At 64.3% G+C, this 16,513-nt stretch carries 18 protein-coding genes and 1 pseudogene; 15 read left to right on the top strand and 4 right to left on the bottom strand.

Annotation, left to right across the window (positions count from 1 at the left end; genetic code table 11):
- Positions 1-551 (bottom strand): TetR/AcrR family transcriptional regulator (locus tag AC2VOG_RS18700; protein ID WP_486941327.1); only part of this gene is annotated, 551 nt, incomplete at its 3' end.
- Between the two features lie 110 nt (positions 552-661).
- Between AC2VOG_RS18700 and AC2VOG_RS18695 the strand changes: the two genes are divergently transcribed.
- From AC2VOG_RS18695 to AC2VOG_RS18680, 4 genes are all read left to right on the top strand, one after another.
- A complete protein-coding gene (locus AC2VOG_RS18695) occupies positions 662-1,597 on the top strand; it encodes a hypothetical protein (protein ID WP_486941326.1) in 936 nt (311 codons plus the stop codon).
- 5 nt (positions 1,598-1,602) lie between these two features.
- Positions 1,603-2,364, top strand: a complete 762-nt coding sequence (locus AC2VOG_RS18690) for a phytanoyl-CoA dioxygenase family protein (protein ID WP_486941325.1) — start codon at positions 1,603-1,605, stop codon at positions 2,362-2,364.
- Between the two features lie 263 nt (positions 2,365-2,627).
- Positions 2,628-4,424 (top strand): N-acyl-D-amino-acid deacylase family protein, encoded by a 1,797-nt coding sequence (locus tag AC2VOG_RS18685; protein ID WP_486941324.1) that lies wholly within the window; start codon positions 2,628-2,630, stop codon positions 4,422-4,424.
- Between the two features lie 9 nt (positions 4,425-4,433).
- Positions 4,434-5,030 (top strand): TetR/AcrR family transcriptional regulator, encoded by a 597-nt coding sequence (locus AC2VOG_RS18680; RefSeq protein ID WP_486941323.1) that lies wholly within the window; start codon positions 4,434-4,436, stop codon positions 5,028-5,030.
- A 3-nt stretch (positions 5,031-5,033) separates the two neighbouring features.
- On the opposite strand, the gene AC2VOG_RS18675 is transcribed toward AC2VOG_RS18680, so the two are convergent.
- Positions 5,034-5,432 carry an STAS domain-containing protein gene (locus tag AC2VOG_RS18675; RefSeq protein ID WP_486941322.1) on the bottom strand — a complete coding sequence of 133 codons (399 nt, stop codon included), beginning with the start codon at positions 5,430-5,432 and terminating at the stop codon, positions 5,034-5,036.
- Positions 5,433-5,623: 191 nt separating this feature from the next.
- The gene (locus tag AC2VOG_RS18670; protein WP_486941321.1) at positions 5,624-6,493 is read right to left on the bottom strand and encodes a D-alanyl-D-alanine carboxypeptidase family protein; all 870 of its coding nucleotides are present in this window, start codon (positions 6,491-6,493) and stop codon (positions 5,624-5,626) included.
- Positions 6,494-6,573: 80 nt separating this feature from the next.
- Between AC2VOG_RS18670 and AC2VOG_RS18665 the strand changes: the two genes are divergently transcribed.
- From AC2VOG_RS18665 to AC2VOG_RS18625, 9 genes are all read left to right on the top strand, one after another.
- Positions 6,574-7,002, top strand: a complete 429-nt coding sequence (locus tag AC2VOG_RS18665) for a nuclear transport factor 2 family protein (protein ID WP_486941320.1) — start codon at positions 6,574-6,576, stop codon at positions 7,000-7,002.
- A gap of 193 nt (positions 7,003-7,195) precedes the next feature.
- Positions 7,196-7,708 carry a 30S ribosomal protein S16 gene (rpsP, locus tag AC2VOG_RS18660; protein ID WP_486941319.1) on the top strand — a complete coding sequence of 171 codons (513 nt, stop codon included), beginning with the start codon at positions 7,196-7,198 and terminating at the stop codon, positions 7,706-7,708.
- 8 nt (positions 7,709-7,716) lie between these two features.
- Complete coding sequence (locus AC2VOG_RS18655) at positions 7,717-7,959, top strand: RNA-binding protein (RefSeq protein ID WP_149373377.1); 243 nt, start codon at positions 7,717-7,719, stop codon at positions 7,957-7,959.
- A gap of 13 nt (positions 7,960-7,972) precedes the next feature.
- On the top strand, positions 7,973-8,494 hold the full coding sequence (gene rimM / locus AC2VOG_RS18650) for a ribosome maturation factor RimM (protein ID WP_486941318.1): 522 nt from the start codon (positions 7,973-7,975) through the stop codon (positions 8,492-8,494).
- Positions 8,495-8,505: 11 nt separating this feature from the next.
- Entirely contained in the window at positions 8,506-9,189 is a 684-nt protein-coding gene (gene trmD, locus AC2VOG_RS18645) for a tRNA (guanosine(37)-N1)-methyltransferase TrmD (protein ID WP_486941317.1), read from the top strand.
- Positions 9,190-9,506: 317 nt separating this feature from the next.
- Positions 9,507-9,848, top strand: coding sequence for a 50S ribosomal protein L19 (gene rplS, locus AC2VOG_RS18640; RefSeq protein WP_486941316.1), 342 nt, complete (start codon positions 9,507-9,509; stop codon positions 9,846-9,848).
- Positions 9,849-9,918: 70 nt separating this feature from the next.
- On the top strand, positions 9,919-10,773 hold the full coding sequence (gene lepB / locus AC2VOG_RS18635) for a signal peptidase I (protein WP_486941315.1): 855 nt from the start codon (positions 9,919-9,921) through the stop codon (positions 10,771-10,773).
- Positions 10,774-10,775: 2 nt separating this feature from the next.
- Positions 10,776-11,537: a ribonuclease HII gene (locus tag AC2VOG_RS18630; protein ID WP_486941314.1), complete on the top strand. Its 762-nt coding sequence runs from the start codon at positions 10,776-10,778 to the stop codon at positions 11,535-11,537.
- Complete coding sequence (locus tag AC2VOG_RS18625) at positions 11,537-11,842, top strand: DUF2469 domain-containing protein (protein WP_486941313.1); 306 nt, start codon at positions 11,537-11,539, stop codon at positions 11,840-11,842. The genes AC2VOG_RS18630 and AC2VOG_RS18625 overlap by 1 nt, the downstream gene beginning before the upstream one ends.
- 12 nt (positions 11,843-11,854) lie before the next feature.
- Here AC2VOG_RS18625 and AC2VOG_RS18620 read toward each other — a convergent pair whose 3' ends face one another.
- On the bottom strand, positions 11,855-12,604 hold the full coding sequence (locus AC2VOG_RS18620; protein WP_486941312.1) for a GAF and ANTAR domain-containing protein: 750 nt from the start codon (positions 12,602-12,604) through the stop codon (positions 11,855-11,857).
- A 180-nt stretch (positions 12,605-12,784) separates the two neighbouring features.
- On the opposite strand from AC2VOG_RS18620, the pseudogene AC2VOG_RS18615 reads away from it, so the two are divergent.
- Both AC2VOG_RS18615 and AC2VOG_RS18610 read left to right on the top strand, forming a co-directional pair.
- Positions 12,785-14,704, top strand: a pseudogene (locus tag AC2VOG_RS18615) (APC family permease); the annotation flags it as partial.
- A 250-nt stretch (positions 14,705-14,954) separates the two neighbouring features.
- Positions 14,955-16,513 (top strand): APC family permease (locus AC2VOG_RS18610; protein WP_486941311.1); only part of this gene is annotated, 1,559 nt, incomplete at its 3' end.

Below are 16,513 nucleotides of genomic sequence, written 5' to 3'. Positions count from 1 at the left end.
GCTGCGTCGAGGACGTCGAACTCCGTCGTCCGCGCAAGCCACAGCCTGGCATATTCGACACTGGGTCCCATCCAGAGCGCTTGGCACAACCGGGGCGGCAGGGGTTTGATGCGGCCCCTCTCCACGTGTGGCTGTAGCCAAGCGCTGGCCTCGCTGTAGAACTGTTCGTTCAACGCGGAGATCGCCGGCCGAGACTCCTCGATGACCTCGTACTCTCGGCAATGAAACAGATACCGCGCCTGGATCTCGTTTGACGCGACCCACTCCAAGTGGGCGAGGACGGACCCTGCGATCCCGCCGCGTGCCGTCGAACTCCGTTGCAGCGCAGCAAGATAGAACTCAAAGTATGCACGGAGCGTGGCGATGTACAGCTCGGCGGCGACGCCCTCTTTGCTCCCGAAGAAGTGGTAGATGCTGCCCACGCTGGCCCCCGATTCGCGGTGCAGAGCCTCGATGGTGGTACCCGCCACCCCGTTCTGGAGAAAGATCGTGAGCGCAGCGTCGAGGATGGCACGGCGACGCGGAGAGCCAGTCTGCGTGGCGGTGGACATCACTAAATCATACCGGAAGCGCGGCATTGACTAGTGCTTTATTCTAGAATTATATTCGACTGACGAGCCGCCAGCGCACGGTGTCTCAATGATCGGAAGGACGGTGGTCAATGATCGCGAGCGCCGACGGCCGTACGAGTAATGGAGCGCGGCAGAACAACCCGGTCGACATAGCTCTCGGTATCGCCTGCGTGGTCTGGGTCGTGATGACTCTCTGGTCGGGGATAGCGACTGGCGGCGCAGGCTTGCCGGTGATCCCGCAGACCATCACGTCGCTCGCGCTTGTGGTGGCGGTGTTCGGGCACATGCTCAAACACCTGGGCGTGAAACTCGCTTCGGCGTACTTCCTCATCGCGACGGTGGTGGAGTGGGCGTTCGAACAGGCCAACATCACGTTCGGCGGGTTCATTTGGGGCGATCTGCGCTACGGCCACTTACCGATGCTGGGTCCCCATATCGGAAGCGTTCCCCTGATTGTTCCAATCGGGATGACGGCGCTGTTATGGCCGGTCTACGTGATCGTCAATATGGTGCTCGACGGGAAGATCGTGGTGAATCCGCATACGTTGCGGCCTTGGCAGGTGGTATGGCGCTGCGTGCTCTACGGGATGCTGCACGCCTGGATCGCTTTTCTTGCCAACGGTTTTTGCACCAAGGTCGGTGTATACGAGTGGGTCGGCAAGTCCCGCGCACTGCCCCCGCAGGACTCGTTCTTCGGCGATCCGGCGCTACCGTTGGGATGGACGGTCTGGGGCTTCGTCGTCACCATGGTCATCTCATTCGTGCTCATCCCCACCCTGGGAAAGGACGCGCTGGCCTGGTCATCGGTACGCCCACTCAGCTGGGTTGACACTGCACCCATCCTGGTCATCGGGTCATACGCGTTCGCGCTATTCCTCAATCCGGTCAACGAGTCCGTCGGCAGCGTCACCCTTTTCATGTTCGGATTCATCTCGCTGCTGGCGTTGTACCGCTTCGTCGCACTCATGCTGGCGCAGAACGGATCCGACGTGGCGCTCAGCGCAACGGCGCAGGAATCCCGTTGACCGCCATGAGCTCCGCGCTCACGCAGCTCCAATCGCAGGGTTACGTGGTGCTTGACAACGTACTGGGCGATTGTGACGTCGAATTAATTCGCGACGAGATGACGCCGTTGCTGACGTCGGCGCCGTTCGGTCGCAACGACTTCGAGGGCCTGCGGTCCCAGCGTGTTTACGCGCTACTGGCCAAAGCTCCCTCAACTGCAGTTCTGGCAACGCATCCCGACCTGGCGGCGTTGCTGGAGCAACTTCTTCATCCGGCGTATCTGCTCTCGGCCCACATTGCGATCAATGTCCATCCGGGCGAGACGGCGCAGTCGTTGCACCCCGACGACGGGCATTGCGCGTTGCCGCGCCCGCGCCAACACCTTGGGGTGTCTGCTGTGTGGGCGCTCGATGATTTCACCTCCACCAACGGCGCGACCGAAATCCTGCCGGGCAGCCATTGGTGGGGAGGCGGGCCGGTAGACGAGTTCGACTCGCGGATCCGCACGATCGAGATGAGCGCCGGCTCGGTCGCGGTGTTTTTGGGCACCACCTACCATCGTGGCGGCGCCAACGTCGGCGACACGACTCGTCTCGGGATAACCACACAGTTCTGCGAGCCGTGGGTACGACCCATCGAGACGATGACGCTGGCGGTGCCTCCTGCCGTCGCCGCGCAGTACCCGCGCCGTCTGCAGGCAATGCTCGGTTACGGGCTCTACCCGCCTTTCATCGGCTATGTCGACGGGCGCGATCCACGTCGTCTTGTTGAGGCAACGACGCACTGATCGGGCTGCCATGTTCGGAGGCATTCAGAAGCGCACCGGGAGGCACTGGCGCCAACCGAAGCCGACCGGCTCAGCGACGACATGGAATCGGCGAGGCCATCTCCGCCTCGTAAACGGTTCCTGCTCGGCAATGTCGCAGCGGCACCACTCGTCCAACCACACCAACCTGGGCGGGTCCGTGCTGGCCGGACGAAGAAAGATTGCGAGTACTTACTCTCTATGTTAGATTCGCATCACCCCAACGATGTGGAGGAGCGGCGCACATGAGCTACGACGTGATCATTCGAGACGGATTGTGGTTTGACGGCACCGGAAGTGCGCCACAGACCCGTACGCTGGGCATTCGCGGGGGAGTGGTGGCCACAATTGTCTCCGGGGCCGAGTCCGACCGCTTGGATGAGACCGGCTGCCCGGAGGTCATCGACGCCAAGGGCAAGTGGGTCGTCCCCGGATTCGTCGACGTGCACACCCACTACGACGCCGAGGTGCTGCTCGACCCCGGGTTGCGCGAGTCGGTGCGGCACGGGGTCACCACCGTGCTGCTGGGCATGTGCTCGCTGTCGACGGTTTACGCCGACGCTGATGACGCCGCCGACCTGTTCAGCCGGGTCGAGGCGGTGCCCCGCAAGTTCGTTCTCGGCGCCTTGCAGAACAAGACCTGGTCGACACCCGCCGAGTACGTCAAGGCCATCGACGATCTGCCGCTCGGGCCGAATGTGAGCTCGCTGCTTGGCCATTCGGACCTGCGGACCGCGGTGCTGGGCCTCGAACGCGCCACCACCCCCGATATCCAGCCCACCGACGCCGAGCTCAACACGATGGCGACCCTGCTTGACGACGCACTCAAAGCCGGGATGCTCGGCATGTCGGGGATGGACGCGGCAATCGACAAGCTCGACGGTGACCGGTTCCGCTCGCGCGCACTGCCGTCCACGTTCGCGACCTGGCGCGAACGCCGCAAGCTGATCAAGGTCTTGCGCAAGCGCGGCCGCATTTTGCAGAGCGCGCCTAATGTCGCCAAGGCCGAGTCGGCGCTGCTGTTCTTCCTCGCGAGCAGCCCACTGTTGGGGCTGCGCAAGGCGGTTCGGATGAGCTTGCTGGTGTCCGCTGACGCCAAGTCGATGCCGCTGGCCGTGCACGTCTTCGGCCGGGGTACCCGCCTGATGAACTTCCTGCTGCGCTCCAAGGTGCGTTTTCAGCACCTTCCGGTGCCGTTCGAGCTGTACTCCGACGGCATCGACCTGCCGGTCTTCGAAGAGTTCGGCGCGGGCACCGCAGCGCTGCATCTGCGAGACCAGTTAGAGCGCAACGAATTGCTGGCCGACGAGGAGTATCGTCGCCGCTTCCGCCGCCAGTTCGACCGCGTCAAGCTCGGACCATCACTGTGGCACAAGGACTTTCACGACGCGGTCATCGTCGAGTGCCCGGACAAGTCGCTGATCGGCAAGAGCTTCGGTGCGATCGCCGACGAGCGCAAACTCCACCCGCTCGACGCGTTTCTCGACGTCCTGGTGGAAAACGGTGAGCGCAACGTGCGCTGGACGACGATCGTCGCCAACCATCGACCCAAGCAGCTTGACAAGCTGGCGGCAGACCCGAGCATCCACCTCGGTTTCTCCGACGCCGGGGCGCACCTGCGCAACATGGCGTTCTACAACTTCCCGGTGCGATTCCTCAAGCGCACGCTGGACGCCTACCAGCAAGGTCGGCCGTTCATCACGATCGAGCGCGCCGTGTATCGCCTCACCGGTGAAGTCGCCGAATGGTTCGGTCTGGACGCCGGCACCCTGCGCGAAGGCGACCGCGCCGACTTCGTCGTGATCGACCCGGCCGGCCTGGACGAGTCGGTGGACGCCTACCACGAGGAAAAGGTGCCGTTCTACGGCGATCTGAGCCGCATGGTCAATCGCAACGACGACGCCGTCGTCGCGACCGGTGTGGGCGGCGCGGTGGTGTTCCGCGCCGGCGAATTCCGGGAAGGCTACGGGACAACGGTGAAGTCCGGCCGCTACCTGCGGGCGGGCGCCCGGCATCGGCAACTCGCCGATGCGAGCGCGTAGGTCGCCACGATGGCACGGACCCAGCAGCAGCGCCGCGAAGAGACGGTGGCGCGCCTGCTCGAGGCCAGTATCGCGACGATCATCGAAGTCGGGTACGCGCGGGCCTCGGCCGCGGTGATCACCAAACGCGCCGGGGTGTCGGTCGGTGCCCTGTTTCGGCACTTCGACACGATGGGCGACTTCATGGCCGCCACCGCCTACGAAGTGCTTCGGCGCCAACTGGATTCGTTCACCAAGCAGGTCGCGGCGATACCGTCAGACCGGCCGGCGATCGAGGCGGGCCTGACCATTCTGCGTGACATCACCAGCAGTGCCACCAACGCTGTGCTCTACGAACTGATGATCGCCGCCCGCACCGACGAAAAGCTCAGCGCGACCTTGCAACTCGTGCTCGAGCAGTACACCACCAAGATTTGCGATGCCGCGCGCGCACTCCCCGGGGCCGACGATCTCGCCGAGGACACCTTCCCGGTGCTGGTTGCACTGCTGACCAACACCTTCGACGGGGCGGCGATGTTGAGGGCAGTGCTGCCTCAACCCGAGATCGAGGCGCGGAGGATCGCCCTGCTGTCTTCGCTGCTGAGCGGAATCGGCCTACCGACCTGATCGTCAGCTGTCGGTGAGCATGCTGACCGCGTCGTCCAGCCTGCGGCACAGGCTCATCAGCTCACTGATTCCCAGCAGCGTGAGCGGCCGGTGGGTGGCCGGGCCGTCGGCGACCACGCAGAACGGGGTGGCGTCGCCCAGGGTGTCGCGGGCCTTCATCAGCACGCTGATACCGGCCGAACCCAGAAACTCGACCTTGGACAAGTCGACGATCAAGCCCTTGGGCCGCTTGGCCAGCGCGGCGCCGATGGCCTCGGACAGCCCGGGGGCGGTGAGCATGTCCACGCTTCCGCCAACCGACACCACCGCGAGCCCATCGACCTCAGCTTCGTGGGCGTAGAAGGCGTCTTTGTCCGACGGTGGTGGCGAACCAGCTGCCGCGTGTTGGTTGTCGGCCATCATCGATCTCTCATTCCTCACGGACACCCGCGTTGACGCTTCGCAACGCAGACATTGTTGGTAATGGCTGTCGACTCAACCCACGGACGATGTCGACATGTGTCGACGGGACACAGTAGACACTCACATTGAACTCTTGCGCAATGGAGCGCCCCTGGCACTGGAAAGACTAGCCGAAATCACGGACACTTTCCCTACAGCGTGCCTATTCCCGTTTGCGGATTGAGCGCGAAGCCCCAGTCGAGTAGGCCCGCGGCCTGATCCCAGTAAGTCGGTCCGCCTTCGCGCACCAACCCATACATCATGGCTACCACCAGACGGCGTCCTGCGCGAGCTGCGGCGCCGACGAACGTCTTGCGTGCTGCGTCGGTGAACCCCGTCTTGCCGCCGATCGCGCCGGGATAGCGGGTCAGCAGCTCGTCGCGGTTGACGATAGGGTGCTCTCCACCATCACCAGGGAACATCGCCGACGGCTCGGCGGTGATCTGAGCAAACACCGGGTTGGCCATGGCCGCGCGGAAGATGACCGCGAGGTCGTGGGCCGTCGACCAGCCCGATCCACCCGGCCCGTCCAGGCCGGACGGCGTCGAGGCGTGGGTGTTCACCGCGCCGAGTGACACAGCCTTGGCGTTCATCTTGGCCACTGTCGCGTCCATGCCGCCAAGCATGTCGGCCAGTGTGTTGGCCGCGTCGTTGCCGGACACCAGGAGCAGTCCGTCGAGAAGTTGGCGCGCCGTGTAGCTGTGACCGGCTTTCACCCCGACGCAACTGCACTCGACATGGCTGTCGGCGGCATCGGCGACGACGGTCGAATCCAGGCTCAGCTCATCGAGCGCCACCAGTGCCAGCAACACCTTGATAGTGCTCGCCGGTGGGTGGCGGAGGTTCTCGTCCCGCGCGGCCAGCACCAGGCCGGAGTCGAGGTCGGCCACTAGCCACGTCTGCGCCGGGCCGTCCGGTATCGGCATCGAGCCGACCGGCTGTACGCCGGCATCGGCCCAGGCCATCGTGCTGGGGCCGGCAAAGGTCACAACGGCCGCAATTGCGGCCAGCAGCATCCGCATGGGCAGGGACCTTACCGGCTCCTCCTCGGCTTGCAGGGGCAAGCAGCATCGTCACCGGCCGGCAGGTGTTCAATCGAGTGATGTTGAGTCACGCCGAAATCTCCGACCGGTTGGAAATCCAGCAGCTGATCACGGACTACTCGACCGCGATCGACACCCGGCGCTTCGATGATCTCGACGCCGTGTTCACCCCTGACGCGTACATCGATTACACGGCCCTCGGCGGGATCGAAGGCCACTATCCCCAGGTCAAGGCGTGGCTGGCCGAGGTGCTGCCGAACTTTCCGATGTATGCGCACATGCTGGGCAATTTCTCGGTCCGCGTCGACGCAGACACCGCGTCGTCGCGGACGATCTGCTTCAACCCGATGGTCTTGCCGGCGGGCTCCGGTCCCGACCAACAGATCATGTTCTGCGGACTGTGGTACGACGACGAATTCGTCCGGACCCCCGACGGCTGGCGAATGACGCGTCGTGTCGAGACCAAATGCTTCCAGAAAGTCATGTAGCACCCCGCCCGGTCGGCGTGAATTTCGGACTCAAGCACGGGTTCTGGCACAATAGGCTGCTGTCCGTCGCGCGACCCGCCGCCACAGCGGTGCTTGCTCGACGGTCACACACGCGAGGCAAAACCGGATCCGGGCACCCCCGCCCGCATCGCTGAATTGCAGCGTGACACTTTCGAGGAGAAGTCGCTTCACCATGGCTGTAAAAATCAAGCTCACCCGGCTCGGCAAGATCCGCAATCCGCAGTACCGCATCGCAGTCGCCGATTCGCGGACACGTCGCGAAGGCCGCGCGATCGAAGTCATCGGCCGGTATCACCCGAAGGAAGAGCCGAGCCTGATCGAGGTCGACTCCGAGCGTGCCCAGTACTGGCTGTCGGTGGGCGCCCAGCCGACCGAGCCCGTCCTCAAGCTGCTCAAGATCACCGGCGACTGGCAGAAGTTCAAGGGCCTGCCCGGTGCCGAGGGCCGGTTGAAGGTCGCCAAGCCCAAGCCGACCAAGCTCGAGCTGTTCAATGCGGCGCTGGCCGCCGCCGACGGTGGACCCGACACCGACGCCGCCAAGCCCAAGCAGAAGAAGGCGCCGGCGAAGAAAGCCGCCGACAAACCGGCCAAATCCGACGAAGCGCCGAAACCTGCCGAGGACACCGACGCGCCGGCCGCTGACGCCGCCGTCGCCGAGCAGGCCGAACCCGCGACCGAGAGCTGAGTGCGGCCATGAGCACCGTCGTCGTTGACGCCGTCGAACACCTGGTCCGCGGAATCGTCGACAACCCCGACGATGTGCGCGTCGATCTGGTCACCAACCGGCGTGGCCGGACCGTCGAAGTGCATGTCCACCCCGAAGATCTCGGCAAGGTGATCGGTCGCGGCGGACGTACCGCGACTGCGCTACGCACCCTGGTCGCCGGCATCGGTGGTCGCGGCATTCGCGTCGACGTAGTGGACACCGACCAGTAGCGGAGAACTCGGCGTGGAGCTGATGGTCGGGCGCGTGGTCAAAGCGCACGGCATCACTGGTGAACTCGTCGTCGACGTCCGCACCGACGACCCCGCGCGTCGTTTCGCGCCGGGATCGACGCTGCGCGCCAAGGGGTCTGATCGTCGCGAACGTAGCTACACCGTGGAGTCGGTCCGCCCGCACGGCGTTCGCCTCCTGGTGCGGCTGTCCGGTGTGGCCGACCGCGATGCAGCCGACGCGCTGCGGGGCAGCGTATTCGTCGTCGACTCGACGGATTTGCCGCCCATCGACGAGGACGATACGTACTACGATCACCAACTCGAAGGCTTGCGGGTTCAGACCACGGCGGGCCTCGAATTAGGCACTGTCACCGAGGTTTTGCACACCGCGGCGGGTGAGCTGTTGGCGGTCAAGCGTGAGCAGGCCCCCGAATTGCTGGTGCCGTTCGTCAGCGCGATCGTGACGTCGGTGTCGTTGGCGGACGGTGTCGTCGAAATCGATCCACCCGACGGTCTGCTGGACTTGGAGAACTGAGGGGCGCGAAGATGAGAGTCGACGTCGTCACGATCTTCCCGTCTTATCTGGAGCCGCTGCGACAGTCGTTGCCGGGCAAGGCCATCGAGTCGGGTCTCGTCGAGTTTGGCGTGCACGACCTTCGTCGGTGGACCTACGACGTGCACCATTCGGTTGACGACTCCCCGTATGGCGGCGGCCCCGGGATGGTGATGAAGGCGCCAGTGTGGGGCGAAGCGCTCGATGAGATCTGTTCGAGCGAAACGCTTCTCGTCATCCCGACGCCGGCCGGTCGATTGTTCACTCAGTCCACCGCGCAGCGGTGGGGCGGCGAATCCCATCTGGTGTTCGCCTGTGGCCGTTACGAGGGAATCGACCAGCGGGTCGCGGAGGACGCGGCCACGCGGATGCGGGTGGAGGAGGTGTCCATTGGTGACTACGTGCTGCCGGGCGGCGAGGCGGCGGCGCTGGTCATGATCGAGGCCGTACTGCGGCTGTTGCCCAACGTGCTGGGCAATCCGGCTTCCCACCAAGACGATTCGCATTCCGACGGGGTGCTCGAGGGCCCGTCCTACACCAGGCCGCCGAGCTGGCGGGGACTCGACGTTCCCGAGGTGCTGCTATCCGGCGACCACGCCCGCGTGGCCGCGTGGCGGCGGCAGGCCGGCGAGCACCGGACGCGTGAACGCAGACCCGACCTGTGGGACCGCCGCTAGCGCCCGGTTCCGTCGCTCCCGACGAGCGTGCCCGCTGGTACAGCGCAACTCGGCGTGTCGTGTACAGACACGCACGCTCGCGCCCAGCGCGTGACACCGACGGACCGCCGAGATCGCCACCATTTGCCCACGATTTCGCCGCGTGGGCCCGATCTGGCACAATTGACCAGTTGTCTCCAGCGGTTGTCGGCCGTTCGGCTCGCTTCCGTCCCCTGTGAGACTCCCAGATGTCCGACCCCATCGGCTGAGTTGCCTGCTCACACGCCTGCAGCGGCGAGCGGCAGTCATGGCCGCGACCGCAAGGAAGTGTCTCCGACATGAACACCCTGGACTTCGTCGACAAGACGTCGCTGCGCGATGACCTCCCGGCCTTTCACCCCGGTGACACCATCAACGTGCACGTGAAGGTCATTGAGGGCGCCAAAGAGCGCATCCAGGTCTTCAAAGGCGTGGTGCTACGCCGCCAGGGCGGCGGGGTTCGGGAGACCTTCACCGTCCGCAAGGAGAGTTACGGCGTCGGCGTCGAGCGGACCTTCCCGGTGCACTCGCCCAATATCGATCACATCGAGGTCGTGACCCGCGGTGACGTTCGTCGCGCCAAGCTCTACTACCTGCGCGAGCTGCGCGGCAAGAAAGCCAAGATCAAGGAAAAGCGCTGATTTCCGGTACCGTCGGCGTTTCTGCGGCGGCTCTGCCGGACCGCGCAGTGGCGCTGACTACGCTGAAGCTGTGAATGACACGACCGACTCGCCTGAAGGCCAACCCGATTCCGGCCCGGCCGAGCCAGATGTCGTGACAACACCGCCGCCCGCTCCGGCGGCGGATGCGGACGACACCGATCACGACGACAAGAAGCGCGGGGCTATCCGGGAAACCGTGGTTCTGGCCGTCATCGCGCTGCTGTTGTACTACGTCATGCTGACGTTCGTGGCCCGGCCCTACCTGATCCCGTCGGAGTCGATGGAACCCACGCTGCACGGCTGCCCGGGCTGTGTCGGCGACCGGATCATGGTGGACAAGGTGACCTACGATTTCAGTTCGCCGCACCCCGGTGACGTCATCGTGTTCAAGGGTCCGCCGTCGTGGAACATCGGATACAAGTCGATTCGGTCCCACGACTCCGCGATCCGTTGGCTGCAGAATTCGCTGTCGTTCATCGGGTTCGTGCCGCCGGACGAGAACGACTTGGTCAAGCGCGTCATCGCGGTGGGCGACCAAACCGTGCAGTGCCGCAACAACACCGGGCTCACGGTTGACGGCAAGCGACTCTACGAGCCGTATCTGGATCCGGCCACGATGAACGCCGACCCGGCCATCTACCCCTGCCTGGGGCCCGAGTTCGGGCCCGTCCACGTCCCGCCGGGGCGGCTGTGGGTGATGGGGGACAACCGCACGCACTCGGCGGACTCGCGGGCGCACTGCACCAGCACCCCTGCGGACGCGATCAAGGGCCTGCTGTGCACCGGGGACCCGATGGCCGGCACGGTGCCGGTCGACAACGTCATCGGCAAGGCGAGGTTCATTGTCTGGCCGCCCGCGCGCTGGGGTGCTGTGCGATCGGTGAACCCGCAGCAGAATCCGTAAAGATGGCCACCACCTGGCCGCCTCGGGCGGTCATCCGCAAAGCTGGAGGTCCGCGGGGGCTGCGCACCCTGGAGTCCGCGCTGTACCGCAGCGGTCTGGGACCGGTGGCCGGTGTGGACGAAGTCGGCCGTGGCGCGTGCGCCGGACCGCTGGTGGTCGCGGCGTGCGTACTGGGGCATGGCAGGCTGGAAAGCCTTGCCGCTCTGGATGATTCGAAGAAGCTCACCGAGAAGTCGCGGGAGAAGCTGTTCCCGCTGATTCGGCGGTACGCGCTGGCTTATCACGTGGTGTTCATCCCGTCGGCCGACGTCGACCGGCGCGGTGTGCACGCCGCCAACATCGAAGGAATGCGTCGCGCGGTGGCCGGGTTGTCGATTCGCCCCGGCTACGTGCTCAGTGACGGCTTTCGGGTTCCGGGTTTGGCGGTGCCGTCGCTGCCGGTGATCGGTGGTGACGCAGCGGCCGCGTGCATCGCCGCGGCCAGCGTGCTGGCCAAAGTCAGCCGCGACCGGCTGATGGTCGAGATGGAGGCGGACCATCCGGGCTACGGATTCGCGGTGCACAAGGGCTACAGCACCGCGGCGCATTCGGCCGCGCTGACCGAGTTGGGCCCGTGCCCCCAGCACCGGTATTCGTTCATCAACGTGCGCCGTGCGGGGTCCCTGCCGGGCGACGACGACCAGCCGGATCAGCGGCGTGAAGACGAGTGCGCAAAGATGGATCTGGTCGATCAACCACGGGGCGGAGAAGGACTGTTGAGCTGATGAGTGCCGAAGATCTCGAAAAGTATGAAACCGAGATGGAGCTCTCGCTGTACCGCGAATACAAGGACATCGTGGGCCAGTTCAGCTACGTGGTGGAAACCGAGCGCCGGTTCTATCTGGCAAACAGCGTGGAGATGTTTCCACGCAATGCCGACGGCGAGGTCTACTTCGAGCTGCGGTTGTCCGATGCGTGGGTCTGGGACATGTACCGGCCGGCCCGGTTCGTCAAACAGGTGCGGGTCGTCACGTTCAAAGACGTCAACATCGAAGAGGTTGAAAAGCCCGAGCTTCGTTTGCCCGATTAGCGCGATACCGGGCTAAACCCGGTTGTCCTCACCGAATATCGGTTTGCCGCGGTTCTCGATCACGCTGCGTGCAACGTCGGCCAGTTTGATGTTCAGATCCTGCGAGTACCGGCGCAAGCTGTTGAACGCCTCTTGCTCGTCGACGCCGTTCAGCATCATCAGCATTCCCACGGCTTTACCGATCTCCCGGTTGGAGAGCAGCCCGCGGCGCAAGGTCGAGACGTCCTCGCCCTGGGCGACCGCGTTGATTGCCACGCTGGCGAACGAGGCCAGCACGACGGCCTGCCCGGCCGCCTCTGTGTCGAACACGCCGGCCCGGTCGCTGAACAGGTTGAGCGCTCCGGTCTTGCGCTTGTCCACCAGAATGCGAAATCCCATCGCACCGCGCACCGGGGTTTCGGCGACGATCCGGGACGCCAAGCGTGGCCACTGGGTGGGTGTGGTGAGGTCGGTTTCGATCTGTGGCGTCTCTTCCTCGATCGCGTCGACACACGGCCCGTCTCCGGCCACCCGCTCCATGTCGTCGATGCGCTGCGCGATGCTGTCGCTGGCGCCTACCGTGACGTAGCGACCATCGCGGCGCACCAGCAGGCTCGCATGATCGCATCCGGCGACCACGAGTGTGGCCGCGACACAGATCGCTGCGTAAATCTGGCTCGACTCCGAGCCCTGGTAGATGATTTCGGCCAGCGCGGAGAAGACCGTGGCAGGGTCTGATGCCGTCGGCTCGGGGCCGGAACCGTTCGTTGTCTCGTCCGTCACGCCTACATCATTTCAAGGCACATGCGCCGCGTGCCACCATATCGACGTTTCCGTCGCCTTCTTCACGGCGCTACCTGCCGATACAGTCGCTGTCAAGATACCGTTAAGGATAGCGGCAGCGCCCGTATTGGGTCCGTATTGGGTCCGGCGCGAAGCGCTGTCGTGGGTTACGAATGGCGTGTGACCCGTCCGGCTGCCGAGTACCAGGTTGCACCGTCGTTTGTTGACGTGTGGAAGCGAGTCGTGCTCGGCAAGCCGTTGATCAACGACGAACTCCAGCACGAGAAGCTGTCGAATTCTGTCGCCCTGGGCGCGCTTTCGCCGGATGCGATCTCCTCGACGGCGTACGGTCCCGAGCAGATCATGGTCGAGTTGCTGCCGGCCGCCGGGATGGCGGCGTTTGTGCTGCTGCTTCCGTTGATCGGTGTAATCCTGCTGATCCTGCTGCTGGTCTCCGCGTCGTATCGGCAAGTCGTGATGGCCTACACCCGGGCCGGCGGCTCTTACATCGTGGCCCGGGAGAACTTCGGCCCCCGGGTGGCGCAGATCGCGGCGGCGGCGCTCCTGATCGACTACGTGGTCACCGTGGCCATTCAGTGTGCGGCCGGCACCGTGGCGGTGGTGTCGGCGATACCGGTGCTGGGCCCCTACAGCCTGGAAATGTCGGTCGGTGCGGTGCTCATTTTCTGCTACGCGAACCTGCGCGGGTTGCGCGAGGCGGGCCGAACGTTCGCGGTGCCGACGTACTGGTTCATCGGCATGCTCACGCTGATGATCGTGGTCGGCATAGTTCGTGAAGTGCTCGGGAATCTGCCGTTATACGACCCGCAACACATGGACGGCGTCGTGCCGATCCAGCAGGGCAACGGCCTGGTGATGGGCGCGACGATCCTGGTGATCCTGCGGGCGTTCGCCAACGGCGGCTCGTCGCTGACCGGGGTGGAGGCGATCTCCAACACCGTCAACCTGTTTCGCAAACCGGAGGGCCCTAACGCGCGCCGGGTGCTGACCATCATGGCCTGGGTCCTGGGGCTGTTGCTCGCGGGTGTGGCGTGGTTGGCGTACCTGACTCACGCGGCGCCGTATTCCGCGGGATACCCGTCGATGCTCTCCGAGATCGGTCGCGCCGTGTTCGGCAACGGGCTCATCGGCAAGGTTCTGTATTTCATGCTGCAGGCCGCCAGTGCCGCGATCCTCTACAACGGGGCCAACACCAGCTTCAACGGATTCCCCGCCCTCGCGAACTTCGTCGCCGAGGACAGCTTCTTGCCCAGGCCGTTGATGAAGCGTGGTCATCGGCTGGTCTTTTCCAACGCCATCATTCTGCTGACGACCCTGGCGGTCGTCCTTTTACTGGCCACCGGAGGCTCGGTCAATGCGTTGGTGCCACTCTTCGCTATGGGTGTCTTCAGCGCTTTCGCGATGACCGGCTATGGAATGACCAAATACCATCTGAGACAACGTCATAACGGCTGGCGCTACAAGGCGGCGATCAACCTGTCGGCTGGGATCTTGTCGACGACGGTGGTGCTGATCTTCGCGACGGCGAAGTTCACCGAAGGCGCTTGGCTGATCGTGGTGGTTTTTCCCGCGCTGGTGTTCATCCTGGTCAGGGTCAACAAGCAGTACCGCGCGGAGGCATCGGTGCTTGAGTTGGCGCTTGCAGAGCGTCCGGATTTGACCAGGCACCCGCGACACCGGGTGCTGTTGTTCATCGATTCCATCGACCCCGCGCAGGTCGAGGCACTGCGTTACGCCCGGGGCCTGCACGCCGACGAACTGACGGCTGTGCATTTTGTGTTGGACGACGCGCGGGCGGCCCGACTACAGGTTCGATGGCCGCGCTTCGGTCAGAACGTCGAATTGCGGATGGTCGACTGCGAGGATCGAAACCTCAATCGAGCGGCTCGGGAACTGGTTGAGCAGCTCAAGCGCGATTACCCGCACGCAACAATGACGGTCTTGCTGCCGCGCCGGATGTACTCGCCGCTCGCCGATCGATTGCTGCACGACCGGACCGCGGACATGATAGGCCGCGCGATCAGCCGAATCCCGGGCGCGAGCGCACAGATTATGGCCTACGACGTCGGGTCCCGGGTCGTCCAGGTGATCAAGGCCGGCGATGTTGACGGTCCGGGTCATTCGCCGGATACCTCAGAGAAGACGCAGGCCACAGCACCCGCGCCCTGATCTCGCGTCGAACAGCCGAGAAGGGTGACCTGGAAGAAGGCTCAAAATAGCCCCCGGCGGTGCTGACTTGGTTCTGCCGATCCCGGCGAGAGCCGCTACCCTTCACGGGCGTAAGTATTGCGTAAGTATTCTTACTGTAAGGGTGGGGACGAGCATCACTGTGGTAGAGACACCTGGCGAACTCAAGGCCCCGTCGAGTTTCGGCGATGCATGGAAGCGGTTTTTTCTCGGCAAGCCGCTGATCAACGAAGAACTCGAGCATGAGAGTTTATCGAATCCCATTGCGTTGGGCGCACTTTCGCCGGACCCGGTCTCGTCGACGGCATACGGTCCCGAGCAGATCCTGATCGAGCTACTACCCGCGGCCGGGATGGCGGCATTCACGCTGATCCTTCCGCTTGCCGGTGTGATCCTGTTGATCCTGGCTCTGGTCACCGCGTCCTACCGCCAGGTCGTGATGGTCTACACCCAGCGCGGGGGCTCCTACGTGGTGGCCCGAGCGAACTTTGGGCCACGGATTGCGCAGCTATCGTCGGCTGCTCTGCTGATCGACTACGTGGTTACCGTGGCCATCCAGTGCTCGGCGGGCACCGTGGCGGTGGTTTCCGCCGCGCCCAGTCTGGGGCCGTACCACCTGGAGATCACCGTGGGAGCGTTGCTGCTGATCGCGTTCGGCAACCTACGCGGCCTCAAGGAGGCCGGCCGGCTCTTCGCGGTTCCGGTATACGCCTTCGCGACGATGATGACAACGCTGATCGTGACCGGTGTCGTGCGAGAAATTTTCGGCAGCCTGCCCAAATACGACTCCGAGCACATCGTCGGGGCGGTACCGGTGCATCAGGGCAACGGCTTGGTCATGGGCGCGACCATCCTGGTCTTGCTGCGTGCGTTCGCCAACGGTGGCACGTCGTTGACCGGTGTCGAGGCGATCGCCGACGCGGTCAACGTGTTCCGCCGGCCGCAGGGGCCCAATGCCCGCAAGGCGCTCACCACGATGGCCTGTCTGCTCGGATTCCTACTGCTGGGAGTTATCTGGCTGGCGCACGTCACCCACGCGACTCCCTACACCGCTGGATACCCTTCGATGCTGTCCGAGATTGCTCGCGCGGTCTTTGGCAGCGACACCATTGGCAACATCTTGTTCGCCCTGCTGCAGGCGGCGAGTGCGACGATCCTGTTCTTCGGCGCCAACACCAGCTTCAACGGCTTTCCAGCATTGACCAGCTTCGTCGCCGAGGACAGTTTCCTGCCCCGGCCGATGATGAAGCGCGGGCATCGACTGGTGTTCTCCAACGCGATTCTGGTGCTGACGGTGGTCTCGACCGCTCTGGTGATCGTCACCGACGGCTCGGTCGACGCGGTGGTGCCGCTGTACGCCATGGGGGTCTTCATGGGTTTCTCAATTTGCGGTTACGGAATGACGAAGTACCACCTCGGTCATCGCGACCCGGGCTGGCGTCGCAAGCTTGCGATCAACCTGTCTGCGGCGATCTTGGCGACAACGGTGGTGTTGATCTTCGCGATCGCCAAGTTCACTGAAGGCGCCTGGCTGGTAATCGTGGTATTCCCGATCCTGGTGTTCGCCCTGATGCGCCTCAATCGCCAATATCGCAGTGAAAAGGCGGTTTTGGAGATGCAGTTGACCGAGCCCCAGGACGTCGTCAAGCACCCGCATCACACGGTGGTGGTTCTGGTGGATCACTTCGACCTCGCAACGAT

This window comes from Mycobacterium sp. TH-M11 (assembly GCF_057473725.1).
The sequence above is the reverse complement of the archived record's forward strand: the minus strand, read 5'-3'. Positions and strand labels throughout refer to the sequence as shown.

Coding starts and splice junctions, on each gene's coding strand:
- AC2VOG_RS18695 (WP_486941326.1), top strand. CDS start 662: ATGATCGCGAGCGCCGACGGCCGTACGAGTAATGGAGCGCGGCAGAAC.
- AC2VOG_RS18690 (WP_486941325.1), top strand. CDS start 1,603: ATGAGCTCCGCGCTCACGCAGCTCCAATCGCAGGGTTACGTGGTGCTT.
- AC2VOG_RS18685 (WP_486941324.1), top strand. CDS start 2,628: ATGAGCTACGACGTGATCATTCGAGACGGATTGTGGTTTGACGGCACC.
- AC2VOG_RS18680 (WP_486941323.1), top strand. CDS start 4,434: ATGGCACGGACCCAGCAGCAGCGCCGCGAAGAGACGGTGGCGCGCCTG.
- AC2VOG_RS18675 (WP_486941322.1), bottom strand. CDS start 5,432: ATGATGGCCGACAACCAACACGCGGCAGCTGGTTCGCCACCACCGTCG.
- AC2VOG_RS18670 (WP_486941321.1), bottom strand. CDS start 6,493: ATGCGGATGCTGCTGGCCGCAATTGCGGCCGTTGTGACCTTTGCCGGC.
- AC2VOG_RS18665 (WP_486941320.1), top strand. CDS start 6,574: ATGTTGAGTCACGCCGAAATCTCCGACCGGTTGGAAATCCAGCAGCTG.
- rpsP (WP_486941319.1), top strand. CDS start 7,196: ATGGCTGTAAAAATCAAGCTCACCCGGCTCGGCAAGATCCGCAATCCG.
- AC2VOG_RS18655 (WP_149373377.1), top strand. CDS start 7,717: ATGAGCACCGTCGTCGTTGACGCCGTCGAACACCTGGTCCGCGGAATC.
- trmD (WP_486941317.1), top strand. CDS start 8,506: ATGAGAGTCGACGTCGTCACGATCTTCCCGTCTTATCTGGAGCCGCTG.
- rplS (WP_486941316.1), top strand. CDS start 9,507: ATGAACACCCTGGACTTCGTCGACAAGACGTCGCTGCGCGATGACCTC.
- AC2VOG_RS18630 (WP_486941314.1), top strand. CDS start 10,776: ATGGCCACCACCTGGCCGCCTCGGGCGGTCATCCGCAAAGCTGGAGGT.
- AC2VOG_RS18625 (WP_486941313.1), top strand. CDS start 11,537: ATGAGTGCCGAAGATCTCGAAAAGTATGAAACCGAGATGGAGCTCTCG.